At 60.6% G+C, this 11,805-nt stretch carries 9 protein-coding genes; 5 read left to right on the top strand and 4 right to left on the bottom strand.

Features of this window, described 5'->3' with window-relative positions; translation table 11 throughout:
* Nucleotides 1-40 precede the first annotated feature (40 nt).
* From RHE_RS20485 to RHE_RS20475, 3 genes are all read left to right on the top strand, one after another.
* Entirely contained in the window at nucleotides 41-814 is a 774-nt protein-coding gene (locus tag RHE_RS20485) for an amino acid ABC transporter substrate-binding protein (protein ID WP_011427194.1), read from the top strand.
* A gap of 199 nt (nucleotides 815-1,013) precedes the next feature.
* Nucleotides 1,014-1,694: an amino acid ABC transporter permease gene (locus tag RHE_RS20480; RefSeq protein ID WP_020922549.1), complete on the top strand. Its 681-nt coding sequence runs from the start codon at nucleotides 1,014-1,016 to the stop codon at nucleotides 1,692-1,694.
* On the top strand, nucleotides 1,691-2,452 hold the full coding sequence (locus RHE_RS20475; RefSeq protein ID WP_042119100.1) for an amino acid ABC transporter ATP-binding protein: 762 nt from the start codon (nucleotides 1,691-1,693) through the stop codon (nucleotides 2,450-2,452). The genes RHE_RS20480 and RHE_RS20475 overlap by 4 nt, the downstream gene beginning before the upstream one ends.
* 56 nt (nucleotides 2,453-2,508) lie before the next feature.
* Here RHE_RS20475 and RHE_RS20470 read toward each other — a convergent pair whose 3' ends face one another.
* From RHE_RS20470 to RHE_RS20460, 3 genes are all read right to left on the bottom strand, one after another.
* A complete protein-coding gene (locus RHE_RS20470; RefSeq protein ID WP_011427191.1) occupies nucleotides 2,509-3,081 on the bottom strand; it encodes an NADPH-dependent FMN reductase in 573 nt (190 codons plus the stop codon).
* Between the two features lie 188 nt (nucleotides 3,082-3,269).
* Entirely contained in the window at nucleotides 3,270-6,734 is a 3,465-nt protein-coding gene (pyc, locus tag RHE_RS20465; RefSeq protein WP_011427190.1) for a pyruvate carboxylase, read from the bottom strand.
* Between the two features lie 173 nt (nucleotides 6,735-6,907).
* Nucleotides 6,908-7,663 (bottom strand): helix-turn-helix transcriptional regulator, encoded by a 756-nt coding sequence (locus tag RHE_RS20460; protein WP_011427189.1) that lies wholly within the window; start codon nucleotides 7,661-7,663, stop codon nucleotides 6,908-6,910.
* A 386-nt stretch (nucleotides 7,664-8,049) separates the two neighbouring features.
* On the opposite strand from RHE_RS20460, the gene RHE_RS20455 reads away from it, so the two are divergent.
* Nucleotides 8,050-9,813 carry a glucan ABC transporter ATP-binding protein/ permease gene (locus RHE_RS20455; protein ID WP_020922545.1) on the top strand — a complete coding sequence of 588 codons (1,764 nt, stop codon included), beginning with the start codon at nucleotides 8,050-8,052 and terminating at the stop codon, nucleotides 9,811-9,813.
* Between the two features lie 272 nt (nucleotides 9,814-10,085).
* A complete protein-coding gene (locus RHE_RS20450; protein ID WP_011427187.1) occupies nucleotides 10,086-10,439 on the top strand; it encodes a VOC family protein in 354 nt (117 codons plus the stop codon).
* Between the two features lie 127 nt (nucleotides 10,440-10,566).
* Here the strand turns inward: RHE_RS20450 and RHE_RS20445 are convergent, their stop codons facing one another.
* Nucleotides 10,567-11,805 carry an OpgC family protein gene (locus tag RHE_RS20445; protein ID WP_011427186.1) on the bottom strand — a complete coding sequence of 413 codons (1,239 nt, stop codon included), beginning with the start codon at nucleotides 11,803-11,805 and terminating at the stop codon, nucleotides 10,567-10,569.

Genomic DNA, 11,805 nt, shown 5'->3' with positions numbered 1-11,805 from the left:
TGGCGCATCCGCTAACAACCTCCCAAGGATGGATGAAACAATGAACTGGTTGAAAACCGTCGCCGCTGCTGCCCTCATTCAGGCTGCTGCCCTCCTGCCCGCTCATGCCGGCGAAAACCTTGCCGCCATCAAATCGGCCGGCGTCTTCAAGATCGGCACCGAAGGCACCTATGCGCCCTTCACCTATCATGACGAAAGCGGCAAGCTCGTCGGCTTCGATGTCGAGATCGGCGAAGCCATCGCCGCAAAGCTCGGCGTCAAAGCCGAATTCGTCGAAGGCAAGTGGGACGGCCTGATCGCCGGTCTCGACGCCAAGCGCTACGACACCGTCATCAACCAGGTCGGCATCACCGAAGCGCGCAAGCAGAAGTACGATTTCTCCGAGCCCTATATAGCCTCCAAGGCCGTGCTGATCGTCCGCGAAGGTGACGACAGCATCAAGACCTTCGCTGATCTCAAAGGCAAGAAATCCGCCCAGTCGCTGACCAGCAACTTCGGCAAGATCGCCACTGAATCCGGCGCCGAACTCGTCGGCACCGACGGTTTCGACCAGTCGATCCAGCTCGTGCTGACCAAGCGCGCCGACGCCACGATCAACGACAGCCTATCCTTCCTCGATTTCAAGAAGCACAAGCCGGACGCGCCGGTGAAGATCGCCGCCGAGCAGGAAAATGCCGATTACTCCGGCATCATCATCCGCAAGAACGAGCCGGAACTTCTTGCCGAAATCAACAAGGCGCTCGCCGAGATCAAGGCCGACGGCACCTACAAGAAGATCGCGGACAAGTATTTCGGCCAGGACGTTTCGAAGTAAGCTGCGGAAAAGTCCCCTCCCAACCCCTCCGCACAATGGGGAGGGGTTTTGTTGTCCGCTTTGCCGTCAAAAGCGCGGAACCAACGGGGCAGGCGCTCACTTTGGCTCGGGTGGTGCATCCTCTCTGCCCCTCCCCCTTGTGGGGAGGGGTTGGGGAGGGGTACACCTCGAAACACCAACCCCACGAGAGAGAACACCTGTGGCGCACTGGCTCCAATTGATGGCGGAATCGCTTCCCTCGCTCCTCTGGGCGGGATTGATCTTCACCATTCCCCTGACGCTACTTTCCTTCACCTTCGGCCTGATCCTCGGCCTGATCACCGCGATCGCCCGTCTTTTCAGTCCGGCGCCCGTCGCGGCCATCGCCCGCTTCTATGTCTGGGTCATCCGCGGCACGCCGCTGCTCGTCCAGCTCTTCGTGATCTTCTATGGCCTGCCGAGCGTCGGCATCCTGCTCGATGCCTTTCCCGCCGCCTTGATCGGCTTCACCCTGAATATCGGCGCCTACAGTTCCGAGATCATCCGGGCCGTTATCTCCTCCGTGCCCAAGGGCCAATGGGAAGCGGCCTATTCGATCGGCATGAGCTGGCGCCAGGCGATGAGCCGCACCATTCTGCCGCAGGCCGGCCGTGTCGCCGTGCCGCCTCTATCGAACACCTTCATCTCGCTGGTGAAGGATACCTCGCTTGCGGCGGCCATCACCGTGCCGGAACTCTTCCAGGCGGCGCAGCGCATCGTCGCCACCACCTATGAGCCGCTGATCCTCTATATCGAGGCCGCGCTGATCTATCTCGTGCTGAGCTCCATTCTATCGCAGCTGCAGGTGCGGCTGGAGCGCCGCTTCGCGCGTTATGGCGGCATGCTGGAGGCAAACGCATGATCGAGCTTTCCAACATCGAAAAGCGCTTCGGCGATGCCGTCATTCTGAAGGATATCAGCATCCGCATTCCCGAGGGCAGCGTCACCGCGCTCGTCGGGCCGTCCGGCGGTGGCAAGAGCACGCTCTTGCGCTGCATCAACCTGCTTGAGATCCCGAGATCAGGCACGATCCGCCTCGGCGAGGAAGAGCTTTCCTTCGCGCCGGGTAAACGCTTGGGCTGGCCGGCGATCCAGAAAATCCGCCGTCAGACCGGCATGGTCTTCCAGAATTTCCAGCTCTTTCCGCATCAGACTGCGATCGAAAACGTCATGGAAGGTCTGGTCACGGTGCTGAAATGGCCGAAGGAGAAAGCGCGCGAGCGCGCCATGGAACTGCTGACCAAGGTCGGCATGGCGCACAAGACCAATGCCTGGCCTTCGACCTTATCGGGTGGTCAGCAGCAACGTGTGGCAATCGCCCGGGCCCTCGCGCCGTCGCCGCGGGTGCTTCTCTGCGATGAGCCGACCTCGGCGCTCGATCCGGAACTCTCGGCGGAAGTGGTCGATGTGCTGGGTCAGCTTGCCCGCGAAGGCACGACGATGGTCATGGCCACCCATGATCTCCGGCTCGCCTCGAATATCGCCAATGACGTCGTCTTCCTGGAGGCTGGGACCGTGGTGGAAACGGGCAGCGCGAAAGCTATTTTCAGCGCGCCCGAGCGCGAGCGTACCAAGCGCTTCATCTCGACGATCAACGCCGCCCATACATACGACATCTGAATCGCCTCACGTGAATCGTGATTCACGTGAGACGCTTTGATTTTAAGCCACTTGCCTCAGGCTGAGGTGACGACAGAACGCGCTGCCTTCAACGCATTGCCCCACCAGATGAGCTGATCGAGCTGGTTCTTGGCCGCCTCGTTGAGGTGCGGGTAATCGCCAAGGCTCTTGCCTTCCTTGAGTACGCTCAGATATTCGCTGAACGCGATGTGCACGCCCGTTTTCACCGAGGCGGCGCCCATTTCCACAAAGATCAGCCTCAGATGCTCGACGGCGCGCGCACCGCCGACGCCGCCGTAACCGACGAAGGCGACCGGCTTCTGGAGGAACTCGCCGAGATCGATAGCGTTCTTCAGAACCGCCGTCGGCGCATGATTGTACTCGGCAACGGTGAATATGTAGCCGTCAAATTCGCGCAGCTTCTTCTTCCAGCGCTCGGCGGTGTCGCTTTCCGCCGTGGTGGCGCGCTCTTCGCCAAAGAAATGCATGGGATAGTCGAGAAGATCGAGAAGCTCGACTTCGAGATCGGAGCGTTGGCCGACGAGCCCGGCGATCCATTTTGCCGGATGTTCGGCGAAACGGCCAATACGAGTGCTGCCGACAATGACGGCGATCTTTAATTTGCTCATGAAATCGTTTCCTGATTGATCTTGGGGGGGCAGGCACGCAAGTCTACGAAAAAGCCTCCCCGCCGGGCAAGGCGAGGAGGCCGCTAACCTTTCGAAAAAGTCGGCCTTTTAACAGCCTGACTCTACACAATCGGGTGATCAGCGCGACCTGACAAGGACGGGCGAACGAAACCTTTCGTGCCGTTCGCTCATCCGCCGTAAACCGCCAGCAGGTCCTTGGCATCGATCTGATCGCCGGCCTTGACCAGCACTTCGGCAATGGTGCCGTCCTTTTCCGCATGGATCGCGGTTTCCATCTTCATGGCCTCGATGGAGACGAGCACGTCGCCGGCATTGACGGCCTGGCCTGAAGAGACAAAGACACGGCTGATGACGCCCGGCATCGGCGCACCGACATGGGCGGCATTGCCGGGTTCGGCCTTGCGGCGCACGGCGGCTCCCGTCGCCCCGTGGGCCCGATCGGGCACCTTGATACGGCGCGGCTGGCCGTTGAGCTCGAAGAAGACAGTGACCATGCCCTGGCTGTCGGTGGCGCTCACCGCCTGATTGACGATGACGAGCGTCTTGCCCTTCTCGATGTCGGCGAACAGCTCCTCGCCGTCCGCCAACCCGTAAAAATAGGCGGGCGTCGGCAGCACCGAAACCGGACCGTAGGTATCGGAGGCAAGCGCAAAGTCGGTGAAGACCTTCGGATACATCAGATAGGAAGCGAATTCGAAGTCGCTGACCTCGCGCTCAAGCTTCTTCTCGATGACTTTGCGTTCCGCATCGAGATCGGCTTCCTTGAGCAGCGAGCCGGGGCGCACCGTATAGGGCTTTTCGCCCTTCAATGCTTTCTTCTGCAGCGCTTCCGGCCATCCAGACGGAGGCTGGCCGAGATCGCCCTTCAGCATCGAGACGACCGATTCCGGGAAGGAGACTTCGCGGTCGGGGCTGACGACATCGGCGACGGTCAGGTCCTGGGAGACCATCATCAGCGCCATGTCGCCGACGACCTTGGAGGATGGCGTCACCTTGACGATATCGCCGAACATCTGGTTGGCGTCGGCATAGGCCTGCGCCACCTGGTGCCAGCGGGTTTCCAGCCCCAGCGAGCGGGCCTGCTCCTTGAGGTTGGTGAACTGGCCGCCCGGCATTTCATGCAGATAGACTTCCGATGCCGGTCCCTTGAGGTCGCTTTCGAAGGCGGCATACTGGTTGCGCACCGCTTCCCAATAGAAGGAGATGCGGCGGATCCATGCCGGATCGAGGCCGGGATCGCGCTCGGAGCCGGAGAGCGCCTCGACGATCGAGCCGAGACAGGGTTGCGAGGTGTTGCCGGAGAGCGCATCCATCGCCGCATCGACGGCATCGACACCGGCTTCGACGGCGGCAAGAACCGTTGCCGCCGCAATGCCCGAGGTGTCATGCGTGTGGAAATGGATCGGCAGGCCGGTTGCTTCACGCAGCGCCTTGAACAGAACCTTGGCAGCAGCCGGCTTCAGAAGGCCCGCCATATCCTTGACCGCAATGATATGGGCGCCGGCCTTCTCAAGCTCGACGGCAAGGTTGGTGTAATATTTCAAGTCGTATTTCGGGCGGGCGGAATTGAGGATATCGCCGGTGTAGCAGATCGCCGCCTCGCAGAGCTTGTTCTCCTCGGCAATCGCATCCATCGACACCCGCATATTCTCGACCCAGTTCAGGCAGTCGAAGACGCGGAAGAGATCGATGCCGCCTTTGGCCGCCTGGCGGACGAAGTATTTGACGACATTGTCGGGATAGTTGGTGTAACCGACGCCATTGGCGCCGCGCAGCAGCATCTGCAGGAGCAGGTTCGGCGCCCCCTCTCGGATCAGCGCCAGCCGCTCCCACGGATCTTCGGTGAGGAAGCGCATCGAGACGTCGAAGGTGGCGCCGCCCCAGCATTCGAGCGACAAGAGGTTCGGCAGCGCATGCGAATAGGTGCCGGCGATCCTGGCGATGTCATAGGTACGCATGCGGGTTGCGAGCAGCGACTGGTGGCCGTCGCGCATCGTGGTGTCGGTCAGAAGCACGCGCTTCTCATTGCGCATCCATTCGCCGAATTTTTTCGGGCCGAGCGTATCGAGCAGCTGCTTGGTGCCGTCCTTCACCCCGTTGCCATTGGCATAGGGCACCACCGGCCTGGCGGCATTCTCGAGGGGCTTCGGCCTGTCCTTGGCCTCGGGATGGCCATTGACGGTGACGTCGGCGAGATAGGTCAGAAGCTTCGTCGCGCGGTCCTGGCGCTTGACCTGCTGGAAGAGCTCCGGCGTCGTGTCGATGAAGCGGGTGGTGTAGCTGTTGTCGCGGAATTTCGGATGGCCGATGATCGCTTCGAGGAAGGTCAGGTTGGTGGCGACGCCACGGATGCGGAATTCGCGCAGCGCCCGGTCCATGCGGGAAATGGCTTCCAGCGGGTTCGGCGCCCAGGCCGTGACCTTGACGAGCAGCGGATCGTAATAGCGGGTGATGATGGCGCCGGAATAAGAGGTGCCGCCGTCAAGCCGGATGCCGAAGCCGGAAGCCGAGCGATAGGCGGTGATGCGGCCGTAATCCGGAATGAAGTTGTGCTCCGGATCTTCCGTCGTCACGCGGCACTGCAGGGCGTGACCGTTGAGACGGATGTCTTCCTGGTTCGGCACGCCGGATTGCGGCGTGCCGATCGCGGCGCCGTCCAGGATGTGGATCTGCGCCTTGACGATATCGATGCCGGTGACGACTTCGGTCACCGTGTGCTCGACCTGGATGCGCGGATTGACTTCGATGAAGTAAAATTTGCCGGTATCGGCATCCATCAGATATTCGACGGTGCCGGCGCCGATATAGTTGGTCGCCCCTGCGATCTTCAGCGAATAGGCGGCGAGTTCCTGGCGCTGCGCTTCCGAAAGATAGGGTGCGGGCGCGCGCTCGACGACCTTCTGATTGCGGCGCTGAACGGAACAGTCGCGCTCGAAGAGATGCACGACATTGCCGTGGGTGTCGCCGAGGATCTGGCTTTCGACGTGGCGGGCGCGCTCGACCAGTTTTTCGAGATAGACCTCGTCCTTGCCGAAGGCCGCCATCGCCTCGCGCTTGGCTTCCGTCACTTCCTTGGCGAGGTCGGCCTCGGAACGAATGACGCGCATGCCGCGACCGCCGCCGCCCCAGGATGCCTTCAGCATGACGGGATAGCCGATCGCCGCCGCCATCTTCGCCACTTCGGCCATATCGTCCGGCAGTGGCTCGGTCGCCGGCACGACCGGTACGCCGACCGAGATCGCCAGGTTGCGCGCTGCGACCTTGTTGCCAAGCTGGCGCATCGTATCGGCCTTCGGGCCGATGAAGATGATGCCGGCCTTGTTGCAGGCATCGACGAATTCGGGGCTTTCCGACAAGAGGCCGTAGCCCGGATGGATGGCGTCGGCACCGGAAAGCTTGGCGACGCGGATCACCTCGTCGATCGACAGATAGCTTTCGATCGGCCCGAGGTCGCGGGCAAGATGCGGTCCGCGGCCGACCTGATAACTCTCGTCCGCCTTGAAGCGGTGCAGCGCCAGCTTGTCCTCTTCCGCCCAGATCGCCACCGTTTTTATTCCAAGCTCGTTGGCCGCGCGGAACACGCGGATGGCTATTTCAGAGCGATTGGCAACGAGTATCTTGGATATGGGCAAAACGGTCTCCTCCGTCGTTCAGACGCGGGCATGCTGCACCCGCGAAGAAAATTCTTAACTTCTTGTCACGGGAAGTTCAATTTCTCTTGCGACTGCGAAATGCACTTTCTCGCCATGCCAGAGCCTGTCGGCCGGCAGTATGCAGCGATTTCAGCAGGCGGATAAAAAGAAGCCTAGCTTATCAGACCGTGACGGAAGGCAAGCGCCACTGCCTGCTGCCTGTTTTTCGCCTTCAGCTTGTTCTGCAGACCGTTCATGTACCAGTCGACGGTATGATTTGAGATCTTCAGCATCTTGCTGATCTCCATCGACGTCATGCCTTCGGCGAGATAGTGGAGGATTTCCATCTCGCGCCGCGTCAGCGGCGTCTCGGTCGGCAGCACCGTTTCCAGCGCCTCAGCCTCGCCTGTGAGGTCGAGCAATCGCCAGAAGCTCTTGCGCGCCACGGCCTCGAGCAGCGCGATTTCCACCGGCGACAAGTCGATTGGTTTGCCGCCGAGGGTGAGGCTGCCGAGAATGCCGTTGCGCCCATGAATCGGAAAGAGATAGCCGTCCTCCAATCCGTGGCCGAAGGCATCGACCATCATCTGCTCCATGCGGCGCTGATGCGCGTCACCGTCGAAGGCTGCCATGCTCTCCCGCCAGCGGAAAGGCCGTTGCGCATGCGCGAGATAACGCACCATCGGATCGATCCGGACATATTTTTTTGCGGCATATATCTGTAGCCATTGTTCCGGCCAGCGGCCGGCAAGCGGCGCGGCGCGCAGTTCGATATTCTGCTGCGCCGGGTTTTGCTGCAAATGTCGCAGCAGACCGTAATACTCGAAACCGGAACCGTGGAGGACCTGCTCGAGTTCGGCGACGACGGCGTCCGGATTTGGGCACTCTTCCAGAATTACAAGCAATTGAATTAAAGAATTAATATTCACAAATAGCGCCCTTTGCCCGGACCTGAAGCCCGCATCGAGGCCGTTGGCGGCTGTTCAGATTGATCGCGTAACGGTCTTCTTCAAAAATGCAGTCTCTAATTTAATGCTGCGCTAAACAGCGATTGAAATGCAAGCGCAAATTGTTGCGAGATATAATCATGGTGGAATTCCGGCGCTAGACCCCGCTGCCGAAAAATCTGAGGAGCCCGAGAACGTCCCTGCGTTCTATCCCATTGAGGCAGCTTCAAATTCGTCGCGGCTGCGATCGTGAGATCAAGTTAAGCACCCGGCGGGACTGAATCCCGAATACTCCGTTAATCGCCGGTTCAGGTAGCCTTTTGTAGCATCCCATCATCCCGTTTTCGCAGATGCACAAGAGGTTAGACGTGTCGCTATTCAAGGTCTATGCAAGAGCTCTGCGCTATCTTGGCGCTTACAAGCTCCGCGTATCCCTGGTCGTTATCGCCAACATTGTTCTGGCGACCATCACCATTGCGGAACCGATCCTGTTCGGTCGCATCATCGATGCGATATCGGGCAAGGGTGAAGTCAAACCCATCCTCTTCATGTGGGCTGCCTTCGCCGTGTTCAATACTGTCGCCTTCGTTCTGGTCTCCCGAGAGGCCGACCGGCTCGCCCATGGCCGGCGGGCAACGCTGCTGACGGAAGCTTTCGGACGCATCATTTCCATGCCGCTCGCCTGGCACCATCAGCGCGGCACCTCCAACGCGCTGCATACGCTGCTGCGTGCCTGCGAGACGCTGTTCGGCCTCTGGCTGGAATTCATGCGCAACCACCTGTCGACGGTCATTGCGCTGGCCCTGCTGGTGCCGACCGCAATGTCGATGGACTTGCGCCTCTCCGCCGTGCTGATCGTGCTTGGCATCGCCTATTGGCTGATCGGCCGCGTGGTCATGAGCCGCACCAAGGATGGCCAGGCTTCGGTCGAGAACCACTACCATACCGTCTTTTCGCATGTCAGCGACTCGATCAGCAACGTCTCCGTTCTGCATAGCTACAACCGCATCGAAGCGGAAACCAAGGCGTTGAAGTCCTTCGCCAACCGGCTGCTCGAAGCGCAGTATCCGGTGCTCGACTGGTGGGCGCTCGCCAGCGCGCTGAACCGCATGGCCTCGACCATCGCGATGATGGTGGTTCTGATCATCGGCACGATGCTCGTCCAGTCCGGCGAGCTGCGCATCGGTGATGTCATTGCCTTCATCGGCTTTGCCAACCTGCTGATCGCCCGTCTCGACCTGATGCGTCAATTCGCAACGCAGATCTTCGAGGCCCGCTCCAAGCTCGAGGACTTCTATACGCTCGAAGATTCCGTGCGTGATCGTGAAGAGCCGGCCGGCAATGGCGAGATCAAGAACGTCAAGGGTGCGATTGAATTCCGCGACGTCTCCTTCGGCTTCGGCAACAGTTCGCAGGGCCTGCACAATGTCTCCTTCTCGGTAAAGGCAGGCCAGACGGTTGCCATCGTCGGCCCGACCGGCGCCGGCAAGACGACGCTGGTCAACCTGCTGCAGCGCGTCTACGACCCGCAGGGCGGCCAGATCCTCGTCGACGGCACCGATATCACCAAGGTGACCCGGAAGTCGCTGCGTCGCCATATCGCCACCGTCTTCCAGGATGCGGGCCTGCTGAATCGTTCGATCAGCGACAATATCCGCCTCGGCCGCGAAGGTGCGAGCGAGGAGGACATGCGCCGTGCTGCCGAAGCCGCCGCCGCCGCCGACTTCATCGAGACCCGCGAGGATCGTTACGATACCCATGTCGGCGAACGCGGCAACAAGCTCTCCGGTGGTGAACGTCAGCGCATTGCGATTGCCCGCGCCATTCTCAAGGATGCGCCGATCCTAGTGCTCGATGAAGCGACCTCGGCGCTCGACGTAGAGACTGAAGCCCGCGTCAAGGCCGCGATCGACAATCTGCGGCAGAACCGCACCACCTTCATCATCGCCCACCGCCTCTCGACGGTCCGCGAAGCCGATATGGTGCTCTTCCTCGATGATGGACGTGTCGTCGAGCAGGGCGGCTTCGATGAGCTCAGCCACAGCAACGGCCGCTTCGCCGCGCTGCTGCGCGCCAGCGGCATCCTGACGGACGAAGAAGTCCGCAAGGCCCATACCACCGAAGCCGCCTGAGCGCTTCGGGTTACAGGATAAGGCCGGAAGGGCAGGTGCTCTTCCGGCCTTTTGTTTTTCCAGGGTAGCTTTCTGGGATAGCAGAAAGCCGCGTGGGCCTTCCTTTGTCCCGGCGGCCAGCTCTCTGCCAAGCGAGATCGAGGCACGACATGTCTGGCGGCCGGACTGATTGATCACATCGCCGATTCTCTCTGGAGCCTTTTCGGGCTAGCTTCAATCCAACCCGGAAAGGCTCTAAGCTGTTGTCGCTAGCCGATACCCAGGAGAGCGGCATGGAAGTCCTGCGCATCGTCGCCAATATCCAGGCGCCCGACATCATGGCCGCCAAACATTTCTATCAGGATATTCTCGGGCTTGACCTGATGATGGATCTCGGCTGGATCGTCACGTTCGGCGCGAATACTTCCATGAAGGTTCAGCTCAGTGTCGCCAGCCAAGGGGGTTCAGGGACTCCGGTGCCTGATCTCTCCATCGAGGTGGATGATCTCGATGCTGCTTTCGAGGCGATGTCTGCCGCTGGCGTTCCGATCGAATACGGTCCGGCCGACGAGCCCTGGGGCGTCAGGCGCTTCTACGTGCGCGATCCTTTCGACCGGCTGGTGAATATTCTCGTTCATAAAAGTTGAGCCGGCGGGATTACAGCGCAGCGCGTCTTTTCAGACGCGCGAAAGGCGCTGCAATGTCGTAGTGCTTTCGATGCCGATTTCGGGGCGCCCGCTAAGCCCGCAGCTCTTCAATCAGATCGGTGAATCTCTATTTCCGATTGGTCCGGCGATAGGTATTTGCCGCTCCGCCGACTCTCACGGGCACAGGGACGGCGGCGATCTCAGTCACCAGCTTGTGCTTGATTTTGCCCAGCTGGCGCTTGTGCTCGAGGTAGTAGGCATAGGCGAATTGCGCCGCGACACCCGCGATCACGAAAAGCGGACCGACAAGCGGATCCTTGTTGGTGACATAGAGCACGACCTGGCCGATCATGGCGAGGATCGTGCCGGCGACGAAGATGTTCAGCGAATGGCGGCCGAGGATTGTCAGCGGGTGTTCGGCGGGGCGCCGCAGGATGCGCGAGAACGCCGGAATGCTGATGATGAGATAGGTCAGCGCTAGCACATGCAGCAGCCGCGGCAGCGACAGGAAGGTCTTGTCGAAACCGGTGACGACAGTGGGCAGCCCGAGCGCTGCCAGCGAATTGCCGAAAATCCAGAGATGGCCGGTTACCCAGACGAAGGACAGCAGGACATAGCCGGCGGCAGCCGCAAACAACAACGGATGCCGCGGGATCGTGCCCCCCCGCTTGATATGCAGGATCGAAACAATTCCGATCGAAAACAGGAACTGCCAGGAGAGCGGATTGAGGAACCAGTAGCCCTCTATCAGCAAATTGTGTGGCGCCACCTCGTAAATGCCGGCCAGCAGCCAGACCGTGCCGGAAACGGCGAGCGCCAGAAGCGGGCTTCGCTCGTTGAGGAGCAAGATGATCGGCACCATCAGCAACAATGCGCCATACATCGGCAGGATATTGTTGTAGCCGATCTGGTGACCGAGCAGCAGCAGCGCCGGGATGCCTTCCTTCAGGTTCATGAGAACCGCCAGGATATTGATCTCGACCAGCAGCCCCGGCCGATGAAACAGCCAGGCACCACAGATGAAGAGCGCCAGCGTCATGAAGGTGGTGATCATATGCGCAAGGTAGAGCGTGAAGGCGCGCCGTGCTGCCTTGATTGCCGTCTTGATGCGGCCGCCCGGCTCGAAGCGGGAACCATAGGCGAGGCCGACGGCGATGCCGGAGATCAGGACGAAGGCTTCGGCGGCATCGGAAAAACCGAAATTCTTGGTCGTCACATATTCGAAGATCTGTCCGGGAACATGATTGATGAAAATCATGATCAGGGCCAGGCCACGCAGCACGTCAAGCCTTGTATCGCGCCCCGTCGCAGCTGCGGATGAGGAACTGCGCTCGGTGCCGATGGCTTCGGTCAGCGTGCTTGCCAT

This window comes from Rhizobium etli CFN 42 (genome assembly GCF_000092045.1).
Taxonomy (GTDB): domain Bacteria; phylum Pseudomonadota; class Alphaproteobacteria; order Rhizobiales; family Rhizobiaceae; genus Rhizobium; species Rhizobium etli.
The sequence above is the reverse complement of the archived record's forward strand: the minus strand, read 5'-3'. Positions and strand labels throughout refer to the sequence as shown.

What these genes read in the sequence shown, in the direction of transcription:
- RHE_RS20485 (WP_011427194.1), top strand. Translation starts at nt 41, where the DNA reads ATGAACTGGTTGAAAACCGTCGCCGCTGCTGCCCTCATTCAGGCTGCT.
- RHE_RS20475 (WP_042119100.1), top strand. Translation starts at nt 1,691, where the DNA reads ATGATCGAGCTTTCCAACATCGAAAAGCGCTTCGGCGATGCCGTCATT.
- RHE_RS20470 (WP_011427191.1), bottom strand. Translation starts at nt 3,081, where the DNA reads ATGAGCAAATTAAAGATCGCCGTCATTGTCGGCAGCACTCGTATTGGC.
- RHE_RS20450 (WP_011427187.1), top strand. Translation starts at nt 10,086, where the DNA reads ATGGAAGTCCTGCGCATCGTCGCCAATATCCAGGCGCCCGACATCATG.
- RHE_RS20445 (WP_011427186.1), bottom strand. Translation starts at nt 11,805, where the DNA reads ATGGCAAGCACGCTGACCGAAGCCATCGGCACCGAGCGCAGTTCCTCA.